This window comes from Pseudoclavibacter sp. AY1F1, assembly GCF_002931075.1.
Taxonomy (GTDB): domain Bacteria; phylum Actinomycetota; class Actinomycetes; order Actinomycetales; family Microbacteriaceae; genus Pseudoclavibacter.
Window position 1 is genome coordinate 97,978 of sequence record NZ_PSTQ01000003.1, and the last position, 21,168, is coordinate 119,145.

Genomic DNA, 21,168 nt, shown 5'->3' on the forward strand with positions numbered 1-21,168 from the left:
TCATGGCCGGCGACACGATCATCACCGTGGTGGGCAACCTCACGGCTGACCCCGAACTCCGTTACACGCAGAACGGGCTCGCAGTCGCGAACTTCACCATCGCATCCACCCCCCGCGTGTTCGACCGTCAGGCGAACGAGTGGAAGGACGGCGAGGCACTCTTCCTTCGGGCGAGTGTCTGGCGTGAATTCGCAGAGCATGTCGCCTCGAGCCTTGCAAAGGGCTCGCGAGTCATCGCGCAGGGTCGCCTGAAGCAGCGTTCCTACGAGACGAAGGAAGGCGAAAAGCGCACTTCCATCGAGCTCGAGATCGAAGAGATCGGACCTAGCCTCCGCTACGCCACGGCTCAGCTCACCCGTACGTCCTCCGGCGGCGCCGGCGGACAGCAGGGTGGCGGCCAGGGCGGCTTCGGTGGAGGCCAGCAGCGCTCCTTCGGTGGCGGCAACAGCGGCGGCAACGCCGGTGGACGCCAGTCCGCTCCTGCGGACGAGCCGTGGGGACAGCCCGCGGGCCAGCCTCGCGACAACGGCGCATCCGGCTGGGCGACGCCCGGCGCATCGAACGATTTTGACGAGCCCCCCTTCTAAAGGGCGCTCGCAAGCACACTCAACGAAAGAAGATCCCAATGGCTGGAAAGTCAAGCGGCGACCGCCGCAAGGGTGTACGCGGGAAGGGCGGCAAGCCCGCTGCTCCCGCGAAGCAGATCCGGGTCGGAGTCATCGACTACAAGGATGTCAACACCCTCCGCAAGTTCATCTCGGAGCGCGGAAAGATTCGCGCACGTCGCATCACCGGCGTCTCCGTTCAGGAGCAGCGCCTCATCGCGCGTGCAGTCAAGAACGCACGTGAAATGGCGCTCCTGCCCTACGCCGGCTCTGGCCGCTAAGGAGTAGTCGACATGGCAAAGGTAATTCTTACGCACGAGGTCTCCGGCCTCGGTGCAGCCGGTGACGTCATCGAGGTCAAGAGCGGCTACGCCCGCAACTACCTCGTCCCCAAGGGCTATGCAGTCAGCTGGTCCCGTGGCAGCGAGAAGCAGGTCGAGCAGATTCGTTCAGCTCGTGCCGCACGCGAACTCGCAACCCTCGAAGAGGCGAAGGCGCTCAAGGACAAGATCGAGGCCGCCCTCGTCAAGCTTCACGTCAAGTCGGGCGCTGAAGGCCGCCTCTTCGGTTCCGTTCGCGGCGCCGACGTTGCGACCGCTGTCGAAGCAGCTGGCCTCGGCCAGATCGACAAGCGCAAGGTCGAGTTCCCCAACCCGATCAAGTACACGGGCAACCACGAGGCGACTGTTCGCCTCCGTGACGACCTCGTTGCGACCGTCAAGCTCCAGGTCATCGCCCAGCGATAACCAGCAGCTGCCGTCCTGCGGCAGTGACACGACGACGGCTCAGGACATTTCGATGTCCTGGGCCGTCGTCGTTTTGGTCCTGCGCCGCGCTACACCCTCCGGCGTGCAAGCACCACTCCCGGGCGGATGTGCGTCGGAACGCTATAAGGTCAGCGGAGTCCAGCATCCGGCCGGACCCTTCCCCTGATTGATTCAAGAACATGCCGCACCACACTCACCGAACCGCGATCGCGCGCGAGCCGCGCCGCTTTGCGGCGACGGTGAGCCCGACGTTCCTGGGTCTCATCGGGTCGCTGTGCATCCTCGTCGGCTCGTTCGGTGCCGGCTGGATCGGCGACGGCCTCGGGTTGCGTGAGTGGTTTCCCATCGCGTTCTTTCGGAGTTCGCCCGACCTGACGCGCCTCTGCACGATGCTGCTCATCGTCGGGGGCTTTCTCCTCGTCATCGCGTGGCTGCGCTTCCGTCCGAGCATCCGAGATGACGACGCCTCGTTGCGGCGGGTCATCAGAACCTCCGTCATCTGGGCCGTTCCCCTGCTGATCTGCGTGCCCGTCTTCAGTCGCGACATGTTCTCGTACGTGGCCGTCGGTCGTCTCATGGCGGCTGGCATCGACCCGTACCAGCACGGCGTCAACGAGATCGCAGGCTGGTACTCGCTTGGAGTAGACCCGTTCTGGTCGAGCACCGAATCGCCCTATGGGCCGCTCTTCATCGCGCTAGCTGCCGTCTTCTCCTGGCTCGGTTCCGAGATCCCCGAGTACGCCCTCTTCCTGAACCGGCTGGCCGCGACCGCTGGGGCCGTGCTCATGGTGGTCGCGTTCCTCAAGATCGCCGCACTCCGTGGCCGCAATCGCGCCTTCGTCGCGTGGATGATCGCGGCGAACCCCCTCACGCTCCTCCTGTTCATCGCCTCAGGGCACAACGACGGGCTCATGCTCGCGGGCATGGGGTTCGGACTCCTGGCGGCTCTCAAGGGGCGCCGAATCCTTGCAGTGGTCTTGATCGCCCTTGCGATCGCCATCAAGCCGATCGCGCTCATCGCCCTGCCCATCGTGGCGCTTGTCGGCCGCCCGAGCACGCTTCCCCTGTGGGACAGGGTGAAGAGCTGGGCACTGCACGGGGCGATCGCCATCGGCTTCGTCGGGGCGCTCGGTCTTGCGCTCGGCCTCGGCTTCGGGTGGGTGACGGCTCTCACCGTGCCAGGGGCGATCCAGCACTGGTACTCGCCGCTCACCCTCATGGTCGGCACGGTCCGCGGCCTCGCAGAGCTCGTCTCACTTGACCCGTTCGTGTTCGAGATCATCCTCAAGGTCATCGCCTTCTCGATAGCTGGCCTCGTCGCGTCGTGGGTTGTGATCACCAAGCGACCCATCGACCCTGTGCTCCGCCTTGTGCTGTGCACGGCCGTCATCGTCGCCGCGTCCACGGCCATCCACCCCTGGTACGTCATGTGGATACTTCCGTTCGCGGCCGTCGCGGGGCCGTGGCGGAAGGGGCAGGAGGACCTGGCGGTGCTTGCGACGATCTTCTTCACGACGGTGACGCTCGCCGAACCGACTGACTCATTCTTTGAGGGTCCGTACACGAGGCTCGTCGTAGCGCTCATCACGGTCCTCTTCGCACTGTCGGTACTCGTGTGGTGGTGGCGCTCGAGAAACGTCTCAGGGCGTGCGCTGCTTGTCGCGGTCCCATTCGGCCAGGTGCTGGTCGACCGCCTGGCTGCGAGGCGCGAGCGCAGGCAGCAGCTGCGGGCAGACACGTCTCACTGAGCGCGGCGTTGCGCCTCTGGTCTGTGGAAAACGCCGGATATCCCCGGTTTGCGCGGGGTCCGTGCCGGATGTTATGCACAGTGCGGCTCTGCACATTCAACCTTCAATGGATGCTTCACACCTCTTATACACAATGCTTGCGAAGCAGTAAAAGCCAGGTCAGGACTAGTTTTTAACACTAGACCGACCAATTGGTAGTTACGTTCTCCACACAGTTTCCACAACCCCTACGGCGCGTCTCCACAGTTTCACACAGGGTTATCCACAGGCACGCCGCTTCGTGTTCGCTCGGCGGGGGAGGTGGGGGCTACTGTGGGGAAATCTCTCACCGGCATTCGAGCGAAGTCAGGAGCATCCGTGTCGATCGCGCACCTCGGTTCCCCGCCTCAGGGTGAACGCGAAACGCACGACGGGGTACGCACTCCTCCACACGACCTGCTCGCAGAGCAGTCCGCGCTCGGTGGCATGCTGCTCTCGAAGGATGCGGTCGCCGATGTCGTCGAGGGCGTGCGCGGCATCGACTTCTACGTCCCGAAGCACGAGATCATCTTCGACGCAGTGCACGCGCTCTACGCGGCGGGCGAGCCGACCGACGTCATCACGGTCACCGACCACCTCACGAAGTCGGGTGAGCTCTCGCGCGCAGGTGGCGCCGAGTATCTGCACACGCTCGCGGGAATCGTTCCGACCGCAGCCAACGCCGGCTACTACGCGGCCATCGTCTCCGAGCGGGCAGTGCTGCGACGCCTCGTTGAGGCCGGCACGCGCATCGTGCAGATGGGCTATCTCGCGGAAGGTGAGGTCGTCGACCTCGTCAATCAGGCGCAGGCTGAGATCTACGGGGTCACGGGTGCCGTCGAGAAGGAAGACTACGTAGTCCTCGCCGAGGCGATCCTCGAGGCGCAGAACGACATCGACGCCGCGCAGAACAAGTCAGGCGGCATGACGGGTGTGCCGACGGGGTTCAGCGACCTCGACCGCATCACGAACGGCTTCCACGGCGGCCAGCTCATCATCGTGGCAGCCCGCCCGGGTCTCGGAAAGTCGACGGTGGCCCTCGACTTCGCGCGCTCCGCATCCATCACGCACGGCAAGCCCTCGATCTTCTTCAGCCTGGAAATGGGCAAGAGCGAGATCGCCATGCGTCTCATCTCCGCCGAGGCGAGTGTGCGCCTGCAGCACATGCGCGCGGGAGGCCTCACGCAAGAAGACCTCACGCAGATCGCGCGCACGCAGGGCGACATCTCCGACGCCCCGCTCTACATCGACGACAGCCCAAACATGACGCTCGTCGAGATCCGCGCCAAGTGCCGCAGGCTCAAGCAGAAGGTTGGTCTCAACCTCGTCGTCATCGACTACCTGCAGCTGATGACAAGCGGCAAGCGCGTCGAGAGCCGCCAGCAGGAAGTCTCCGAGTTCTCGCGTGCGCTCAAGCTGCTCGCGAAGGAACTCGACGTTCCGGTCATCGCACTGTCCCAGCTGAACCGTGGTCCCGAGCAGCGTGCCGACAAGCGGCCAGCAGCCAGCGACCTCCGTGAGTCCGGATCGCTTGAGCAGGACGCCGACATGATCATCCTGCTCCACCGCGAGGGTGCGTACGACCGCGAGAGCCCGCGAGGCGGTGAGGCCGACTTCATCCTCGCGAAGCACCGTAACGGCCCGACCGACACCATCACCGTCACCTTCCAAGGGCACTTCTCGCGCTTCATGGACATGGCCCCCGGGTACGCCACGGGCCAGTAGTTTTCTCGTGGATGCTCGGTGTGATTCGGTCATACCGGTGAGGTTCGGAGAAAACATGGGTTCTCACAAGGTGGCGATCAGCCTGCCAGACGAGATCTACGAGATCCTCGAGCGCGCACGGATTGTCGAGCATCGCACTCGCTCAGAAGTGATCCAGGAGGCTCTGCGTAGCCATTTCGGTGAACCGGTGTATGTGCCCGGTGAGCAGGAAAAACTGCTCCTGAAAGCTGCGCTCGACGAGGAGACTCAGCATCCGGACCGCACTCGAAGCTGGGACGAGGTTCGGTCGGTCCTGCGAGAAGAGCAGTGACCCTTCGGTTTACTGAACTCGCAGTTGCAGATCTCCTAGAGGCGCGTGAACATTTCCGAGAGATCTACGACCAACTGGAACTCAGATTCCTCGACCAGGTCGACCAGCTTGTCGATCGGCTAGTGGCGTTCCCGGACGGGGCAACACCTGTAGACGGGTTCCCGGGCATCCGGAGAGCACGCGTTCGATGGCAAGCCAAACCATCGCTCAACGTCCGGCCTGGGAAAAATTGGTGGGTTAGCCGAACTGATCGAAGCGCATTCGTGAGACACCAAAAGGGGCAGCGTCAACGACCTGGTTGACCGGCGCGCAGCTACTTCAGTGGCTAGCACGCCGGCTCTGTCCAAGGCACGCGGCGGTAACGAAAGAGGCTCGAAGTTTGGCCTCATGTGCCGTGCACTTGCCGATCGACCCCTGAGTGCACACCAGTGGTGATTCACGCCACTTTCATCTGGAGCTCCGCCGACCCTCTTCGTGGCCCGTTCGTCAACAAAGGTTTACACGGCGGCCAGCTCATCCTCGCGACTACTGCCGTGTCTGCAGAGTTCCTCCGCACGGCGGCGCACTTCCCCCTCACGGTGGAAGCGGCGCACGCCCACGCATCCGTAACGTCGTAGTCAGATGAACCGAGGCACTCGACCCGAGGCTCGGGCCACGTGAACACAGCGACAGAGGAGTGGGACCATGAACGCCAACGGCACGAACACCAGCACCACCGTTCAGCGCGACGCGGACAAGCAGCGCATCGCGATGCGGGTCCTCACGATCGGGATGAGCGTCGGAATCCTGAGCCTCATTGTGCTCTTCGTCGCCGGCGTCGTGACTGGTTCTGCACCGATGATGGTCGCGGCCAGCGCCAGCGCGGCGGTGGTCGGAGCCGCCTGGGTGGCCGCCTACGTCGGCATCCGCGCGAAGACACGCGCCCTCGCCTGAGCCGAACTTCCGCAGTCACGCCGAGTCCGCGGCCGACTCCTCGAGAGCGCCCCGCCGGGGAGGGATGAGCAGGGCCTTCCTGACGACCCCGCGCGTCGTCGGGATTCGCCAGCGGGCCAGCAAATAGCCCGAAGGCGGTCGTCGAGGCTGCGCGGCATCTGCCAGACTGAGCGCACCGACCCGACTGGAGGAACCCAATGGTGAGTTCTGAAGAGATCGTCCTGGGCGACCTGCCCGCATGTATCGTCCGAGCAGACGAGGCCGTTGCCGGCCGTGTCTGGAATGTGCTCGGCCACACCTACATCACGAAATCAGAGAGCGCCTCGACCTACTCATGGCTCTCGCTCGACCCAGCCGGAACCGGGGTGCCGCCGCACGTGCACCCCACCCAGGACGAGTTCATCTACGTGTTCGAGGGGGTCTACACCCTCTACCTCGACGGCCAATGGACCACGGCCGGCCCGGGCGACCTTGTGCAGATGCCGAAAGGCATCCCGCACGCCTACTACAACAAGCAGGACGAGGCAGCGAAGTCGCTGTTCTGGGTAAGCCCAGGCGGCAAGCTGGCGAACCTCTTCAGCCTGCTTCACAACGTGACCGACCCGGCCGAAGTCGTGCGTCTCTCAGCCCTGAACGGCGTCGACTTCCTGCCAGAGGGTGCCGTGGAAGGCGCGTGAGGCGGCGCACGTGATGGATGCGAGCGTCCGGAGCGTGCCGGGCGACCCGGGGGCGCGGCGCGAGAGATACGGCTCGGACGGAGACCAGAATCTGACGTTCTGGGCACCTTCCGGGCCCGTGCGCGGGCTCACTGTGCTCATCCACGGTGGATACTGGCGGTCGCAGTTCACCGCCGAACTCATGCTGCCGCTGGTGCCAGAGTTCACCCGACGCGGCTGGGCCGTGGCGAATCTCGAGTACCGGCGGGGCGACGATGGGTGGTCAGCGACGCGAGGGGACCTCTCGCATGGTCTCTCGGTGGCGCGCAGCGAGGCGTTCCAGTTGACGTCGGATGCTCGGCTCGTGATCGTCGGGCACTCGGTTGGCGGGCAACTCGCGCTGCTCGGCGCAGAGCCAGGCGACGCGGTTATAGCGCTCGCGCCGGTCACCGATCTCGCGCGCGGCTACGAAGAAGGCAACGGAGAAGGAGCCGTATCGGAATTCTTCCGCGTGGCGCCCGCCCAAGCCCCGGAGCTCTATGCGTCTGCGTCACCGATCGAGCACCTGCCTCTGCAGGCGCGAGCACTGCTTGTGCACGGCGCCGACGACGCGCGTGTCCCGGTCGAGCACACCCGGGCCTACGTCGCCGCCGCCAGGCAGGCGGGCGCCGAGGTCGAACTCATCGAGCCCGCGAGCCTTGAGCACCGCGCCGCGATCGCACCGGATGCGCCGCACTGGCCAGACGTGCATGCCTGGCTCGACGCATCCGCATCCGCATCCGCATCCGCATCCGCCTCCGCATCCGCATTCGCTCGCCACAGCTGAGGCGGTCTGACGCCAGGGAGGGATCAGCAGGGCCTGCCTGACACCCCCAAGCGCCTCCGCTGGGACGTATGCTTTCCATCCGGTGCGAGGGGTCTGAGCACAGACCAGCGCCGAGGTGGAGGGGGATCCATTGGGGAAGCAGAAACAGGACTGGGTGCGCCTCGTCGCGGACCGGCTACGGACCGAATCGGGGAGCGCGCTCCTGCTCGTGGGAGTCGCGGTCTTCGCACTCCTCTGGGCGAACTCGCCCTGGTCTGAGTCGTATGTGCACCTCTGGGAGATGCACGCGGCCATCGGTGTCGGCGACTTCCGCATCGACATGAGCCTTCACCACTGGGTGAACGACGGCTTCATGGTCATCTTCTTCTTCCTCATCGGCCTCGAGGTTCGCCAAGAGTTCGCGGTCGGCTCGCTCCGCGACCGTCGCCAGGCGCTGGTCCCGATCGTCGCCGGGATCGCCGGCGTCGTGCTGCCCGCCCTGATCTACCTGGCCATCGCCGGCCGAGACGCACCAGAGGCGTGGGGTGCCGTCATCGGCACCGACACCGCGTTCCTGCTCGGAGCGCTCGCGCTCGTCGGACCGAAGCTGTCAAGCCAGCTGCGCGTGTTCCTGCTGACGCTCACCGTTGTCGACGACTTCCTCGCGGTGTCGATCATCGGCATCGTCTACACCGAGTCGGTGCAGTGGATGCCCCTGGCCATCGCTGTTGTCTGCCTGGTACTGCTCTTCCTCCTCGCCCGGGCCAACGAGTGGCGCAGCACGCCCTACATCGTGCTCATCGTCGTGCTATGGGCGGCGACCCTCGCCTCTGGTGTGCATCCGTCGCTCGCGGGCATGGCGGCCGGCCTGCTCATTCCTGCCTCCGACCCCGAACGCGACGATGTGGTGCGAGCAAAGCGCCTGTTCCGTGACTTCACGCAGTCGCCCCGCGCAGACGCAGCCCGCAACGTGCGACTGGGCCTCGCCAAGTCGATTTCCGTCAACGAGCGCCTCCACGAGGTGTTGCTCAGCCCCGTGGCGCTGTTCATCGTGCCGATCTTCGCGCTCGCGAATGCGGGCGTGGACCTGCGCGGCGGGATGCTCGGCGACGCGCTGACATCGCCCATCACCTGGGGTGTTGTGGCGGGACTCGTCATCGGGAAGTTCGGCGGCATCGCACTCGGCAGCTGGATCGCCGTTCGGGCTGGCCTCGGCACGCTCCCGCAGGGGGTTGGCATGGGCAGCGTCTTCGGCGGCGCTGCGCTCAGCGGCATCGGCTTCACGATGTCGCTGCTCATCATCTCGCTTGCCCTCGAGGGTCAAGTCGCGAGCCAGGCGATCGTCGGCGTCTTCATCGCCATGGTCCTCTCCTGGGTCATCGGCTGGCTCACCTTCACCTTCGCTCGCGTGAAGATGAACGAGACGAGCGCCGACCTGCCGACGACGCTCTCGCGCCCGGTCGACCCCGAGAACGACCACATGCTGGGCGATCCGGATGCGCAGGTCACGATCGTCGAGTACCTCGACTTCGAGTGCCCGTTCTGTGCGCGAGCGACCGGCATGTGGCAGGACCTGGGCGAGCACTTCAAAGACGGCGGTGCACGGTACATCGTGCGGCACCTGCCGCTCGAGGACTACCACCCCCACGCCTTCCAGGCTGCGATCGCGGCGGAGGCGGCCGCAAACCAGGGCAAGTTCTGGGAGATGCACAACGTGCTCTTCGCCAACCAGGAGCGCCTCGACGTGCAGTACCTGCGCGGCTACGCGGAGGAGATCGGCCTCGACCTCGACCGTTTCGACGTCGACATGCTCGACGAGGCGCTGCCGCAGCGCATCCGCGACGACATGCAGAGCGCACTCGACAGCGGTGCGCGCGGCACGCCCACGTTCTTCATCGGCGAGACGCGCCACAGCGGTGCGCACGACGCGCGCACCCTCATCGCGACGATCGAGGCGCAACGCAAGGAGCTCGCGATCCGCCGGCGTTCCTGACCCTGCCCGGCCCACGCATCCGCCCGCAGGCACACGAGAAATGCCGCTTCGTTTCGAGGCGAAGCGGCATTTTCCGTGTCGATGCGCCGTCGGCGGGGCAGCTTGCCTACTCGGCGCCGAACTCGCGAGCGCGCAGGGCGGCGAGGTGGGTGTGGATGAGGGGCAGCGAGGAAGCGCCCTCACCGCTGGCGGAGGCGACGCGCTTCATCGATCCGGAGCGAACGTCACCGGCGACGAAGACACCAGGGAGAGTGGTTTCGAGGTCGGCGGGAGGCATGCCGTCGGTCCACGCATCCTTGGGAACGTCTCGTCCCGTGAGCACAAAGCCGGCCTTGTCGAGCGCGATTCCCTCCGGCAGCCACGTGCAGTCCGGTTGGGCGCCAAGCATGCAGAAGAGCCCGCCGATGTCGAAGCGGTGCTCATCTCCCGAGGTTCGGTCGCGAACGGTCACCCACTCGAGGGCCGCTTCCCCTCCGCCGTCCGCGATCTCACTGTTGCCGGCGACTGAGACGTTCGGGGTCGAGTCGAGTTCGCGGATCAGGTACTCGGACATCGACTCGCTCAGCGAAGCACGGCGGATGAGGATGGTCACGTGCTTCGCGAACTTCGCGAGGTGTACGGCCGCCTGACCGGCTGAATTGCCTCCGCCGACGACGATGACGTTCTTGTCCTGCATCTCGCGAGCGATGGAGGTGGCGGCTCCGTAGTAGACGCCTGCACCGGTGTGCTCGTCGACCGATTCGATGCCAAGGCGCCGATACGCGACACCCGTCGCGATGAGCACGGTCCGCGCACGCAGCTCGGTGTCGCCGAGGTGCACCCGGTAACTGGGCACGCCGTCGAGCGTGCAGGGCTCGAGGCCGGTGACTGAGCGTCCCGTGTAGAACTTCGCGCCGAAGCGTCCGGCCTGGATGCGGGATCGCTGCGCGAGGCGCATGCCTGAGATGCCTCGCGGGAAGCCGAGGTAGTTGCGGATCATCGAGCTTGACCCTGCTTGCCCGCCAATCGCATCCCGTTCCAGCACGGCCGTGCTGAGTCCCTCGGAGGCGGCGTAGACGGCCGCGGCGAGGCCGGCGGGGCCGGCGCCGACGACCAGGACATCCGCCACCTCACCCTCGGGGACCGCATCGAACTGCGTCGAAAGCAGCTCGTTGAGGCCCCTCGCCGTTGCTGCGGGAAAGAGTCGTCCGTCATAAGCTCTCGCGAGCGGCAAGACCACTGGGGACGAGGAGTCCGCCGAGGCCTGCGCGAGGAGTGCTGCGCCTTCGATGCTGTCCGGGGTGAGGATGCGGTTCGGGAAGCCGAGGCGCTCGAGCAGGTCCCTGATGGCGCCGGCTTCGCGGTCGTGCGGCTCGGCGACGACATCGATGAGGCTGACCGCGGGGCGAGCCACCGACCAGCCCCACTCGGAGAGCAGCTCCGTCACGATCGTGTGGAACTCTTCATCGCGCGGGCCCATCGGGATGCCCGTGAAGGTGTCGATGTCGCGACGAATGGTGGCCTCGCGGAGGTCGTCGAGGTTCGCGGCGTACGTGGCCCCCGGCATTGCCAGGATGAGTCGCCTCGCAGTCGACGAGAAGGCCTGCGTGCGGCGAAGGAACGCGGCCCCCGAGGTCTCCCCAAGGGAGACGCCGGCGACGATCATCGCGATGGGGGCTCGGGAGTCGACGAGCTCTTTGAGGACCTCCAAGGCACCCTGGACGTCGCCGGACGTGACGATCTGGTAGTCGCGGTCGTATCTTGCCCGGAATTCTGCTTCGATCTGCGAGAGGTGCTCATCAGCGGCGATGAGGATGATGGGCTGGTCAGTCATGGAATCAGCGTACTGACGGATGCGCGATTCTGTCGGAAGTGCAAGAACGGTGGTTCACGCGTCGGTCGGGCGTACGCTTCCTGTCATGGAAGACGATCAGGCTCATGGCTGACGCACGCGGCGCGCTCGGCGAGGAGGCCGCACCCGACACCACTGCCGTCAGGTTCGAGGCGCAGGTCATCGCCGTGCCCATCGTGGGGGACGACGGGGAACGGCTCATCGTGCGCCTTCCGGATGACGCGAGCCGGATGCTGCCCTCGCGCGGGCAGGTCGCCGTTGTCGGCTCGATCCGCGCTCGTGCTGGCTCGGGTGCACGTGACGGCGACGCCTCGCGAACCTTCGAAACCGTCATCGAGCCAGACGGCCTGCGTGGGCACTGGCTCGACGTCGCTGCTGCGGTCGGTTCCGACGCGGCCGACGGTGGCACTGTCAGTGTCGAGCTGCGGCCGAGCGGCGAGTGGCCCGAGCCGAAGGTGCCGGCAGACTTCGCCGTGGCGCTCGCGGAAGCACCGGACTCCACCGAGACCTGGAACGACATCACGCCGATGGCGAGGTGGGAGTGGGTGCGGTGGATCAACTCGACGCGAGTTGTGAAGACCCGGGAGCGTCGAATCGAGGTCGGCCTGTCGAAGCTCGAGGCCGGAAAGCGACGCCCGTGCTGCTTCGATCTCTCGTCGTGCACCGACCCTGAACTGTCGAAGAGCGGCAAGCTCGCCGTCTGAGCCTCTCAGTCTGCATCTCTCGGAGTCGTGACCACCTCGGAGTCGTGACCACCTCGGAGTCGTGACCACCTCGGAGTCGTGATTTCGAGATGGGTTTCGCGCTTGCAGATGGGTTGCAACCCATCCCGAAGCGTGTAACCCATCCCGAAACGGGAGGTGGTGGATGCGCGAGCCTGTGGATGCGCGAGTCTGTGGATGCGCGCGAGTCTGCGTCAGCGTCGGCGTCGGCCGAACGTGACGGCAATCGCGTGGAGCAACGGCACGACGGAGACGCTCATGAGAACGATGCCGAGCGGCGCGAGCTGCGGCAGCAGTATGACACCTGCGATGAGCAGCGCCGCGAAGACGATCGCCGACACGACTCCGCGCAGCATCCGCTCAAGTGAGCGCATGTGCCGGTCGACACTTGGCGTCTGCACCTTGAGCTGCCCCGCCTCCAGTCGCGTGGTGAGCGCGTCGAGTCGCCCCGGCAGCGTGACGGCGGTCGCGAGTGCCGAGACTGCCTGCTTCGCGACGGCCTGGATAGTGTTGCCGCCCTCGTCGCGCGTGAGGGTGCGGGCGAACGGGTCGACCGCCTCCCACATGTTGAAGTCCTTGTCGAGTGCCGAGGTCACGCCGGAGACCAGCGAGACAGCGCGGATGATGAGCAGGAAGTTCTCGGGCAGCTGGAACGGCATCTCCCGGATCGTGTCCCGGAAACGGTCGGCGAAATCGCCGAGCTCGGCGGGGTCGACTCGTTGCAGCTCGGCGACACCCATGCCGCCGAAGCGTCCGAAGAGCTCGGTCATCGCCTGCTCGAGCTCGATCGTGTCGCCGGCAGGCAGCAGCACGCCGACGCTGCGCATCGACCTGACCAGGCCTGGCCCGTCGCGCGACACGATGGCGAAGATGAGCTGGCGCAGGCTCGCGCGCAGGGTGTCGGAGATGACACCCATCATGCCGAAGTCGATGTAAGTCAGCTCCCACGTGACGGGCGTCGGGGTGTCAGCCGCGGCCTCACCCTCGCCGTCTGACGGAGCCGGGAGTCTTGGCGTCGCAAGGGGAGTGACGAAGATGTTGCCAGGGTGCGGGTCCGCGTGGAAGAACCCCGCGACGAAGAGCTGCTGGAACGTCGCCCGTGCGAGTTCGTTGGCGACCTCGACGGGGTCGATGCCCGCGGCGCGGAGGGCATCCACGTCCGTGATCTTGATCGCGGTGACGTCCGACAGGGTCAGGATGCGCGACGCTGTGCGCTCCCACACGACCTGCGCGGCCCCCACTCGGGGATCGGTCTCGAAGTCGGACGCGAAGCGCTCGGCGCTCGAGCCCTCGTGGATGTAGTCGATCTCCTCGAGGCTGGTTGCCGCGAACTCCTCGACGAGCGCGGGAGCGTCGGCGCGCTTCGACACGAGCTCGACGCGCTTGAGGAGCTGCCCGACGCGGCGAAGCGCGCGCAGGTCGGTCTCGACGAGGTCTTCGATGCCAGGCCGCTGCACCTTCACGACAACCGTCGTGTATCCCGTCTCCTCAGCGAGGTTGGGGGTGAGGGTCGCTCGGTGGGCCTGCCCGAACGAGGCGGCCGCGATAGGGGTTTCCTCGAAGCTCGCGTACGCCTGCTCGAGCGCCATGCCGAGCTCCGACTCGGCCTGCGCGCGGATCGCGGGGAAGGCCACAGCGGGGACCTCGTCTTGAAGCCCCTCGAGCTCGGCCGTGATCTCGGGTGGGAGCACGTCGAGGCGCGACGACATGAACTGGCCGACCTTGATCATGAGCCCGCCGAGCTCGACCGCGAGGGCGTGGAAGCGCCGGGCGAGCCGCTGCATGCGCGCAGTACGCCCTCGCTCCGAGAGCTTGCCGAGACGGATGCGCGGCAGGAAGATCTCGAACCACCAGATCTGCACCATCGCGCGCTGTGCGAACCGGACGATCCTGCGATACCTGGCGCGCCCATCCGCAGAGAGCTTGGTCGTGTTCTCCTGGGGTGTGCTGCCTCGGGTGACGGCCTGCGCCTGCGCCGCTGCGGTCGTTAGCCTGCTCGTGGCCGTCGGCCTGCTTGCACCCGCCCGCTGCTCGGTCAGGCCAAGGCCATCTGTCACGCTCAGTCCTCGGCGAGGATCGAGTACAGCTTGCGCCGAGTCTCGTCGAGGAGCGCTGCTGCGCGCTCGGCCTGGTCGGGGGTTGCGCTGCTCTGCACCTGCACGACGGCCTGGGCGAGTCGTGCGCCGGCCTTCGGAAGTGTCGCGGCGCGCTCAGCGCGGCGTGCTGCGGGAGACTCCCACGGCAGGTCGCCAGTCGAAGCATCGACTGCGACGGCTCGTCCTTCTTCGGTGAGCGCGTAGACCTTGCGCTCGCCAGTGACCTCGGGGACAACAAGTCCTTCGTCGGAAAGCAGCTGCAGTGTCGGGTAGACGGAGCCGGGGCTCGGCTTCCAGGCACCGCTCGTGCGCTCCTCGATGGCCTGGATGAGCTGGTAGCCGTGCTGAGGACCTTCGAGTAGGGCAACGAGCAGCGCGGTGCGGACATCGCCGCGGCCAGCACGGGGGTTCGTGGGGCGGGATGCGAAGCTCTCGCGGATCTCGTCGACGGCTTCGCGGAGGCCGAAGCCGAGTCCGCCTGGGGTGTGCTGAGTGACCATGTTCATTCCCTTTCGTGTGGCAGGCATCCGTTGCCGGAAAAATCGGCGCGAGGGATGCGAGGTACTCGCGATACCTGACGACACCCGACGATACATCGGTGAATGTCGGCGAAGCTGTGCATTCCGCCTGTCTGGGTGTTCCCTCCACCCGAACAACTCTTTGTTGCTAGATACTGGTACTCAGTGTTACTTTGTACTGGTAGTCATCACTACTGAGTAGAGAGGGTGATCGATGGGCAAGCAAGCGACAGAGATGCTCAAGGGCACGCTCGAGGGCATCGTGCTCGCCGTCCTAGCCAGGCGTCCCGCGTACGGGTACGAGATCACGACCTGGCTACGCGAGCAGGGCTTCGCCGACATCGCAGAGGGCACGGTCTACGCGCTCCTCGTGCGCATCGAGCAGAAGGGGCTCGTCGACGTCGAGAAGGTGCCATCCGAGAAGGGTCCGCCGCGGAAGGTCTACACGATCAACGCAGAGGGCACTGAGTACCTCGGGGAGTTCTGGCGCACGTGGGAGTTCCTCGCGGAACGCCTCGAGCAGCTCCGCGACACCAGCACCACACCATCCGCTGGAACTGTCGCAGACGAAACCAGCACAGACAAGACCAGCACAGACGAAGAAAGAGGCAACTGACATGGCCGCCAAGTGGATCGAAGCGCTCACCGGCTCGTTCGAAGAGAAGAAGCAGTTCAAGGACGCGCAGGCCCGACTGGACGCGCTGCCGGCGCCCTACGCCAAGGTGGCGCAGGCCATCCAGCGCTACCTCATGTACTACAGCGGCATCACCGACGGGGAGTCGATGGTGCGGATGAACGTCGACCTCGCTGATCTGTGGGAGCGCGCGGCCGCAGACGGCACACCCGTGCACGACATCGTGGGCGCCGACCCGGTCGACTTCGCCGAGACCTTCGGCCAGTCGTACTCAGGCAAGCAGTGGATCGACAAGGAACGCGCTCGACTGGTGAAGGCCGTCGAGGAAGCGGAGCGAGGACAGTAGCCATGAGCACACGTCCGGCCATCGTCGTCGATGGCATCACGAAGTCGTACGGCGACCTCGCTGTACTGACCGGAGTCGACCTCACGGTCGGAAAGGGCAGCATCTTCGCTCTCCTCGGCTCGAACGGGGCCGGCAAGACGACCCTGGTGCGCATCCTCTCGACCCTCCTTCGCGCCGATGGTGGTGCAGCATCCGTCAACGGCTTCGACGTCTCCGCTCAGGGCGCCGAAGTGCGGGGCGCGATCAGCCTCACCGGACAATTCGCGGCCGTGGATGAGGTGCTCACGGGCCGGGAGAACCTCGCCCTCGTCGCGCGGTTGCGACACGTCCCGCGGCCCGATCGAATCGCCGACGAGCTGCTTGAGCGGTTCTCGCTCGCCGATGCCGGCGGGCGGCGGGCGGCCACCTACTCGGGCGGCATGCGGCGTCGGCTCGACATCGCGATGAGCCTCATTGGGGACCCACTCGTCGTGTTCCTCGATGAACCGACGACCGGCCTCGACCCGCAGGCCAGGCTCGAGGTGTGGGCGGCCGTGCGGGGGCTCGCCGCTGCGGGCACCACCGTGCTCCTCACCACCCAGTACCTCGACGAGGCGGAGCAGCTCGCTGACCGCATCGCGATCCTCCACGAAGGTCGCATCATCGCGAACGGCACGCTTGCAGAGCTCAAACGACTGCTGCCGCCGGCGAAGGTTGAGTACGTGGAGAGACAGCCCACCCTCGAGGAGATCTTCCTCGCCGTTGTCGGCGACCGGAACAAGGAACGGAAGGTGGCGTCATGACCACGCACTTCCTCGGCGACACCGCCGTCCTCACTGGCCGCTCGTTGCGCCACGTGCTCCGCAGTCCTGACACGATCGTGACGACGGCCGTCATGCCGATCGCGTTCATGCTCATGTTCGTCTACGTGTTCGGCGGGGCGATCGACATCGGCGCCGGCGCATACGTCGACTACCTGCTGCCAGGGATACTGCTCATCACGGTCGCCTCCGGGGTTGCGTACACCGCATACCGGCTCTTCCTCGACCTGAAGGGCGGCATCTTCGAGCGGTTCCAGTCGATGCCGATCGCGAGGTCGTCCGCACTGTGGGCGCACGTCCTCACGTCGCTGGTCGCGAACCTCGTCTCCGTCGCGGTCGTCGTGGGGGTCGCGCTCATCATGGGGTTCCGGTCCGGAGCCGGAGTGCTCGAATGGCTGGCAGTCGCGGGCATCCTCGTGCTCTTCACGCTCGCCCTCACCTGGATCGCAGTGCTCGCGGGGCTCTCCGCGAAGACCGTCGAGGGCGCGAGCGCCTTCTCCTATCCGCTCATCTTCTTGCCGTTCGTCAGCTCGGCGTTTGTGCCGACCGGGACCATGCCAGGCCCCGTGCGTTGGTTCGCGGAGAACCAGCCCGTGACGTCGATCGTGAACAGCATCCGCCAACTCCTGGAGGGGCAACAGGTGAGCGGTGACCTCTGGCTGGCGCTCGCGTGGTGCGTCGGCATCCTGCTTGCTTCCTACCTCGCGGCGAACGTGGTCTACCGGCGCAAGATCAGCTGAGCTGATGGACTGAACTTGGACAGTGCTAGCATTGCTAGCACTCTTGGAGGTCTCATGGCGACGCTCACTATCCGGAATCTGCCCGAAGAGACGAGGCGTGCCCTCAAAGCACGTGCGGCCGAGCACAACAGGTCCATGGAGGCCGAGGTGCGCGCGATTCTCGAAGAGTCCCTGGTGTCTGCGCCGGACTTCGTGACGAACTGGGTGAACGTCGTCGTCGATCTCGAGGGTGATTTCCATCTGCCGCCGCGGTCGAAGCCACGTGAGGTGGATCTCTCGTGATCGTCGTCGATACGAACGTCCTCTCCGAACCCCTGCGCCGTGAACCCGATCGGCGAGTTCTGGAGTGGCTCGCGCGGAACGCCGGGCAGCTCGTCCTGACGACGATCACGATCGCCGAACTGCGATACGGGGCCATGCGGCTGCCGGAGGGCACCAGGCGAACGGCCCTGCTGCTGGCTGTGGACCGACTCGTCGACGAAGCCGGCGACCGAGCGGTACCATTCGACGTTGAAGCCGCTCACGCATATGCCGCGATTCGTTCCATGCGCGAAGCTCGAGGTCGCTCGATCTCTGTTGAAGACACCATGATCGCCGCGATCTGCCGTTCTCGGGGCTACGCCCTGGCGACCAGGAACATCCGCGATTTCGATGATGTGGGCCTCTCCCTGTTCGACCCCTGGAGCGCGCAGGACCTGCACCGCGATGACTGAGCTGTCGCCGCCCTAGACGAGCGCGCGCTCGCTAGGCTCAGCGCATGGGTGCGTCGAGCGAGGTGGCAGGAATGTCGCCGCAGCGCGCGTTCCGCGTGCACCCGGCCTGGTGGGTTGCCGCCGTCGCGTTTGTCGCACTGCTCGCCGCCGCGGGCTTCCGCGCCGCGCCTGGCGCGCTCATGGTGCCGCTCGGCGAGGAGTTCGGCTGGTCGACGAGCGTCATGTCGCTCGCCGTGAGCATCAATCTCGTGCTGTACGGCCTCATCGCCCCATTCGCGGCCGCCCTCATGGATCGCTTCGGCGTGCGCCAGGTCGTCGCCGTCGCGCTCACGCTCGTCGCCCTCGGGGCTGGCGGCAGCGTGCTCATGACCGCGTCGTGGCAGCTGCTGATCTTCTGGGGGCTGCTCATCGGGATCGGCACCGGATCGATGGCGCTGGTCTTCGCCGCGACCATCGCAAACCGATGGTTCGTGCAGCGCCGAGGGCTCATCATGGGGATGCTCACGGCGGGTTCCGCGACGGGCCAACTCATCTTCCTCCCACCCGTCGCCGCGCTCGCGGAGACCGCTGGCTGGCGGTGGGCCTCCCTGCTCGTCGCGGCCGCGGCCCTGCTCGCCGTGCCCATCGTGTGGGCCGTCATGCGCGACTACCCGAGCGATCGTGGCGTGCTGCCGTACGGCGCCGATCCTGAGACCTACGTGGCCCCGGCGCGGCCAGCGAAGGGGTCTGCGTTGTCCGCCGCGAAGCGTGCGATCGACGGACTGGTGTTCGCGTCGAAGCATCGCTCCTTCTGGGCGCTCGCGCTCGCCTTCGCGATCTGCGGGGCGACGACCAACGGTCTCATCGGCGTGCACTTCATCCCATCGGCGCACGACCACGGCATGGCCACAACGGTCGCGGCCGGTCTCCTCGCCGTTGTCGGCGTGTTCGACATCCTCGGCACCGTCGCCTCCGGCTGGCTGACCGACAAGATCGACCCGCGCTTCCTGCTCGTCGCCTACTACGGGTTCCGAGGCGTTGGACTGCTCGTGCTGCCGTGGCTGCTCGCCGACACCGTGCATCCGAGCATGATCATCTTCATCGTCGTCTACGGGCTGGACTGGGTTGCAACCGTGCCGCCGACCTCTGCGCTCTGTCGGGAGATCTTCGGCGAGCGGGGCACAATCGTCTTCGGCTGGGTCTTCGCGGCCCACCAGCTCGGAGCCGCCGTCGCGGCGCTTGGTGCCGGGCTCATCCGCGACACCCTCGGCACCTATACGTACGCGTGGTGGGGAGGCGCCGCCCTGTGTGCTGTTGCCGCCGTGCTCTCGATCGTCGTGCGCCGCACACCCACCCCGGCTCGAGTGAATGTCGGTACCCCCGCCTAGGCTGATCGCATGACGACGGCGACATCACTCGAGGGCACCTTCAACTTCCGCGACACGGGCGGCATGCCGCTTGCTGGGGGCGGCACGACTGCCTCCGGCATCTTCTACAGGTCGGATGCGCTGAGCTCGCTCACTCCGAAGGGGCTCGAGCAGCTCGCCGCGAGCGACATCGGCACGGTCGTCGACTTCCGCACGCCGTCTGAGCGCCAGATGGCGCCGGATCGTCTCCCCGTGAGTCGACCGTTTCACGTCGTCGAGCTGCCGCTGCTCGAAGGGGCCGTCTCCGGCCTGGTACAGCAGGGGCTGCAGTCAGCTGCGCGGGGCGGCGACCCTGCCGAAAAGGCGAAGGCGATGGATGCGGTGCTCGCGCAGATCCCGTCGCTCGGGGAGTTGTACATCGGCATGATGAAGCACGGCGCGACGACGTTTGCCGAGCTCGCGCGCCTCGTCGCCGACGCCACGGAGAACCCGCCGACCGCGGTGCTTGTGCACTGCACCGCCGGCAAGGACCGGACGGGCATCGGCTCGGCGCTGTTGCTCGATGCGGTGGGGGTCGAGCGCCCCGCGATCGTCGCGGACTACGCCTCGTCCGGCGCGAACCTCTCGGGCGAGTGGGCCGAGCGGATGTACGGCATGGTGGCGCAGTACGGCCTGCCCCTGACCGCTCAGATCAAGGACCTCGTCGCCGCCACACCTGCGTCAGCTCTCGAGCACGCGCTCGAGTGGGTGGATGCGCAAGGCGGTTCGGCCGCGTATCTGCAGTCAGGCGGGCTCACCGGTGCGGAGCTCGTCGCGCTCAAGGGGCGCCTCGCCGGCGCTTGAGTTCTCGGCAGCCGGAGACCCGACAGCGAGCGTCGCGGCGGAAGACGGAGCTGCGCGTCCCGCCGAGCGCTCGACGCCGATACCTGCGACGATGACCAGCACGAGGCCCGCGACCGGCAGCAGTCCTGGCACCTGGTGCAGCAGCAGCAGCCCGATGACAAGGGCGACGGCGGGCTCGAGACTCGTGAGGGTTCCGTAGGCGGCGGCGGTGATGCGCCGAAGCGCCTGGATCTCGAGCATGAACGGCACAGTCGGTAGCAGCACGGCGAGGCCGAGGCCGGCCAGGGCCGCCTCCCACGTGAGGAGCGGGATGGTGCTCGGCGCCGCGATGAGGCTCGCGATGACGGCGGCGACGGGAATCGAGACGGCCAGGCCGCGCACCCCGCTGAGCTCGTCGCCCACGCGCTGCGTGCAGAGAATGTAGACGGCCCAACAGGCGGCCGCGGCGAGCGCATAGAGCACGCCGATGGGGTCGATGTTGCCGGTCCACGGCTCGGTGAGCAGCACGACGCCGACTGCGGCGAGCAGCGGCCACAGCAGTGCCTTGCCTCGGCTGCGCAGCACGGCGACGGCGAGGGGGCCGAGGAACTCAAGGGCCGCGGCCGTGCCGAGCGGGATGCGGTCGATCGCGAGCGTGAAGAGCAAGGTCATGCCCGAGGTCGCTGCACCGAGCACAACGCACGCGAGGAAGCTGCTGCGTGTGAACCAGGAGCGGCGCGGGCGCACGATCACCAGCACGAGTGCCGCCGCGAACACGAGGCGGATCCAGCCAGTGCCGAGCGGCCCGAGCTGCTCGAAGAGGCCCGTGCTGAGCGCCAGGCCGAGCTGCACGAACAGCATGGCGCTGATCGTCATGAGCGTGCCGGAGCGGGCACTGCCCCGTGGAGCTGGCGCGAGCGGGGACGTGGTCATGAACTCAGGATGGCCCGCGCGTGCATCCGTGTCCACGCGAGAAATGCGAACGCATCGTTCGTGATTCGCGCACAATGGTTCCGTGGGCGCCAGGCCCGCGGTCCGGA

At 66.6% G+C, this 21,168-nt stretch carries 24 protein-coding genes; 20 read left to right on the forward strand and 4 right to left on the reverse strand.

The annotated features are described in order from the left end of the window. Positions 1–2: 2 nt before the first annotated feature. The 11 genes from C5B85_RS06645 (at position 3) to nhaA (ending at position 9,560) form a co-directional block, all read left to right on the forward strand. Positions 3–587, forward strand: coding sequence for a single-stranded DNA-binding protein (locus tag C5B85_RS06645; protein WP_104285244.1), 585 nt, complete (start codon positions 3–5; stop codon positions 585–587). Between the two features lie 38 nt (positions 588–625). After that, complete coding sequence (gene rpsR / locus C5B85_RS06650) at positions 626–886, forward strand: 30S ribosomal protein S18 (RefSeq protein WP_068482210.1); 261 nt, start codon at positions 626–628, stop codon at positions 884–886. Between the two features lie 12 nt (positions 887–898). Beyond that, positions 899–1,351 (forward strand): 50S ribosomal protein L9, encoded by a 453-nt coding sequence (gene rplI / locus C5B85_RS06655; protein WP_104285245.1) that lies wholly within the window; start codon positions 899–901, stop codon positions 1,349–1,351. Positions 1,352–1,551: 200 nt separating this feature from the next. Next, a complete protein-coding gene (mptB, locus tag C5B85_RS06660; protein ID WP_104285246.1) occupies positions 1,552–3,120 on the forward strand; it encodes a polyprenol phosphomannose-dependent alpha 1,6 mannosyltransferase MptB in 1,569 nt (522 codons plus the stop codon). 357 nt (positions 3,121–3,477) lie between these two features. Then, entirely contained in the window at positions 3,478–4,863 is a 1,386-nt protein-coding gene (gene dnaB / locus C5B85_RS06665; RefSeq protein ID WP_068482203.1) for a replicative DNA helicase, read from the forward strand. 70 nt (positions 4,864–4,933) lie between these two features. Next, complete coding sequence (locus C5B85_RS06670) at positions 4,934–5,173, forward strand: ribbon-helix-helix protein, CopG family (RefSeq protein WP_181064313.1); 240 nt, start codon at positions 4,934–4,936, stop codon at positions 5,171–5,173. Positions 5,174–5,604: 431 nt separating this feature from the next. Further along, positions 5,605–5,790 (forward strand): hypothetical protein, encoded by a 186-nt coding sequence (locus tag C5B85_RS18920; protein WP_146077868.1) that lies wholly within the window; start codon positions 5,605–5,607, stop codon positions 5,788–5,790. Positions 5,791–5,857: 67 nt separating this feature from the next. Next, positions 5,858–6,106, forward strand: coding sequence for a hypothetical protein (locus C5B85_RS06675; RefSeq protein ID WP_104285248.1), 249 nt, complete (start codon positions 5,858–5,860; stop codon positions 6,104–6,106). Positions 6,107–6,303: 197 nt separating this feature from the next. Further along, the gene (locus C5B85_RS06680; RefSeq protein WP_181064314.1) at positions 6,304–6,783 is read left to right on the forward strand and encodes a cupin domain-containing protein; all 480 of its coding nucleotides are present in this window, start codon (positions 6,304–6,306) and stop codon (positions 6,781–6,783) included. A 13-nt stretch (positions 6,784–6,796) separates the two neighbouring features. Continuing rightward, positions 6,797–7,588 carry a S9 family peptidase gene (locus C5B85_RS06685; RefSeq protein WP_104285249.1) on the forward strand — a complete coding sequence of 264 codons (792 nt, stop codon included), beginning with the start codon at positions 6,797–6,799 and terminating at the stop codon, positions 7,586–7,588. A 130-nt stretch (positions 7,589–7,718) separates the two neighbouring features. Further along, positions 7,719–9,560, forward strand: a complete 1,842-nt coding sequence (gene nhaA, locus C5B85_RS06690; RefSeq protein ID WP_219819360.1) for a Na+/H+ antiporter NhaA — start codon at positions 7,719–7,721, stop codon at positions 9,558–9,560. 106 nt (positions 9,561–9,666) lie between these two features. Here the strand turns inward: nhaA and C5B85_RS06695 are convergent, their stop codons facing one another. Further along, positions 9,667–11,373 carry an FAD-dependent oxidoreductase gene (locus tag C5B85_RS06695; protein WP_104285251.1) on the reverse strand — a complete coding sequence of 569 codons (1,707 nt, stop codon included), beginning with the start codon at positions 11,371–11,373 and terminating at the stop codon, positions 9,667–9,669. 104 nt (positions 11,374–11,477) lie between these two features. Between C5B85_RS06695 and C5B85_RS06700 the strand changes: the two genes are divergently transcribed. Further along, entirely contained in the window at positions 11,478–12,095 is a 618-nt protein-coding gene (locus C5B85_RS06700; protein ID WP_104285252.1) for a YdeI/OmpD-associated family protein, read from the forward strand. Positions 12,096–12,307: 212 nt separating this feature from the next. Here C5B85_RS06700 and C5B85_RS06705 read toward each other — a convergent pair whose 3' ends face one another. Together C5B85_RS06705 and C5B85_RS06710 are read right to left on the reverse strand one after the other, a co-directional pair. After that, complete coding sequence (locus C5B85_RS06705; RefSeq protein ID WP_258070663.1) at positions 12,308–14,002, reverse strand: AarF/ABC1/UbiB kinase family protein; 1,695 nt, start codon at positions 14,000–14,002, stop codon at positions 12,308–12,310. A gap of 170 nt (positions 14,003–14,172) precedes the next feature. Further along, complete coding sequence (locus C5B85_RS06710; protein ID WP_258070631.1) at positions 14,173–14,709, reverse strand: PadR family transcriptional regulator; 537 nt, start codon at positions 14,707–14,709, stop codon at positions 14,173–14,175. Between the two features lie 232 nt (positions 14,710–14,941). Between C5B85_RS06710 and C5B85_RS06715 the strand changes: the two genes are divergently transcribed. From C5B85_RS06715 to C5B85_RS06750, 8 genes are read left to right on the forward strand one after another with little or no spacing between them, the layout of a single operon-like run. Continuing rightward, entirely contained in the window at positions 14,942–15,343 is a 402-nt protein-coding gene (locus C5B85_RS06715) for a PadR family transcriptional regulator (protein WP_104285254.1), read from the forward strand. 1 nt (position 15,344) lies between these two features. Further along, a complete protein-coding gene (locus tag C5B85_RS06720; RefSeq protein ID WP_104285255.1) occupies positions 15,345–15,707 on the forward strand; it encodes a DUF1048 domain-containing protein in 363 nt (120 codons plus the stop codon). Between the two features lie 2 nt (positions 15,708–15,709). Continuing rightward, a complete protein-coding gene (locus C5B85_RS06725; RefSeq protein ID WP_104285256.1) occupies positions 15,710–16,489 on the forward strand; it encodes an ABC transporter ATP-binding protein in 780 nt (259 codons plus the stop codon). Continuing rightward, complete coding sequence (locus tag C5B85_RS06730) at positions 16,486–17,247, forward strand: ABC transporter permease (RefSeq protein WP_104285257.1); 762 nt, start codon at positions 16,486–16,488, stop codon at positions 17,245–17,247. Before C5B85_RS06725 ends, C5B85_RS06730 begins: the two co-directional genes overlap by 4 nt. A 54-nt stretch (positions 17,248–17,301) precedes the next feature. Continuing rightward, a complete protein-coding gene (locus tag C5B85_RS06735; RefSeq protein WP_104285258.1) occupies positions 17,302–17,529 on the forward strand; it encodes an Arc family DNA-binding protein in 228 nt (75 codons plus the stop codon). Beyond that, positions 17,526–17,960 carry a type II toxin-antitoxin system VapC family toxin gene (locus C5B85_RS06740; protein WP_104285259.1) on the forward strand — a complete coding sequence of 145 codons (435 nt, stop codon included), beginning with the start codon at positions 17,526–17,528 and terminating at the stop codon, positions 17,958–17,960. The genes C5B85_RS06735 and C5B85_RS06740 overlap by 4 nt, the downstream gene beginning before the upstream one ends. A 44-nt stretch (positions 17,961–18,004) precedes the next feature. After that, entirely contained in the window at positions 18,005–19,327 is a 1,323-nt protein-coding gene (locus tag C5B85_RS06745; protein ID WP_104285260.1) for an MFS transporter, read from the forward strand. Positions 19,328–19,336: 9 nt separating this feature from the next. Further along, complete coding sequence (locus tag C5B85_RS06750; RefSeq protein WP_104285261.1) at positions 19,337–20,149, forward strand: tyrosine-protein phosphatase; 813 nt, start codon at positions 19,337–19,339, stop codon at positions 20,147–20,149. Here the strand turns inward: C5B85_RS06750 and C5B85_RS06755 are convergent. After that, a complete protein-coding gene (locus C5B85_RS06755; protein WP_104285538.1) occupies positions 20,090–21,061 on the reverse strand; it encodes a DMT family transporter in 972 nt (323 codons plus the stop codon). The genes C5B85_RS06750 and C5B85_RS06755 overlap by 60 nt on opposite strands. Positions 21,062–21,168 lie beyond the last annotated feature (107 nt).

Coding starts and splice junctions, on each gene's coding strand:
- mptB (WP_104285246.1), top strand. CDS start 1,552: ATGCCGCACCACACTCACCGAACCGCGATCGCGCGCGAGCCGCGCCGC.
- C5B85_RS06685 (WP_104285249.1), top strand. CDS start 6,797: ATGGATGCGAGCGTCCGGAGCGTGCCGGGCGACCCGGGGGCGCGGCGC.
- C5B85_RS06725 (WP_104285256.1), top strand. CDS start 15,710: ATGAGCACACGTCCGGCCATCGTCGTCGATGGCATCACGAAGTCGTAC.
- C5B85_RS06695 (WP_104285251.1), bottom strand. CDS start 11,373: ATGACTGACCAGCCCATCATCCTCATCGCCGCTGATGAGCACCTCTCG.
- C5B85_RS06680 (WP_181064314.1), top strand. CDS start 6,304: ATGGTGAGTTCTGAAGAGATCGTCCTGGGCGACCTGCCCGCATGTATC.
- C5B85_RS06755 (WP_104285538.1), bottom strand. CDS start 21,061: ATGACCACGTCCCCGCTCGCGCCAGCTCCACGGGGCAGTGCCCGCTCC.
- C5B85_RS06735 (WP_104285258.1), top strand. CDS start 17,302: ATGGCGACGCTCACTATCCGGAATCTGCCCGAAGAGACGAGGCGTGCC.
- rplI (WP_104285245.1), top strand. CDS start 899: ATGGCAAAGGTAATTCTTACGCACGAGGTCTCCGGCCTCGGTGCAGCC.
- C5B85_RS06700 (WP_104285252.1), top strand. CDS start 11,478: ATGGCTGACGCACGCGGCGCGCTCGGCGAGGAGGCCGCACCCGACACC.
- C5B85_RS06750 (WP_104285261.1), top strand. CDS start 19,337: ATGACGACGGCGACATCACTCGAGGGCACCTTCAACTTCCGCGACACG.
- C5B85_RS06720 (WP_104285255.1), top strand. CDS start 15,345: ATGGCCGCCAAGTGGATCGAAGCGCTCACCGGCTCGTTCGAAGAGAAG.
- C5B85_RS06645 (WP_104285244.1), top strand. CDS start 3: ATGGCCGGCGACACGATCATCACCGTGGTGGGCAACCTCACGGCTGAC.
- C5B85_RS06710 (WP_258070631.1), bottom strand. CDS start 14,709: ATGGTCACTCAGCACACCCCAGGCGGACTCGGCTTCGGCCTCCGCGAA.
- C5B85_RS06730 (WP_104285257.1), top strand. CDS start 16,486: ATGACCACGCACTTCCTCGGCGACACCGCCGTCCTCACTGGCCGCTCG.
- rpsR (WP_068482210.1), top strand. CDS start 626: ATGGCTGGAAAGTCAAGCGGCGACCGCCGCAAGGGTGTACGCGGGAAG.
- C5B85_RS06715 (WP_104285254.1), top strand. CDS start 14,942: ATGGGCAAGCAAGCGACAGAGATGCTCAAGGGCACGCTCGAGGGCATC.
- C5B85_RS06745 (WP_104285260.1), top strand. CDS start 18,005: ATGGGTGCGTCGAGCGAGGTGGCAGGAATGTCGCCGCAGCGCGCGTTC.
- C5B85_RS06675 (WP_104285248.1), top strand. CDS start 5,858: ATGAACGCCAACGGCACGAACACCAGCACCACCGTTCAGCGCGACGCG.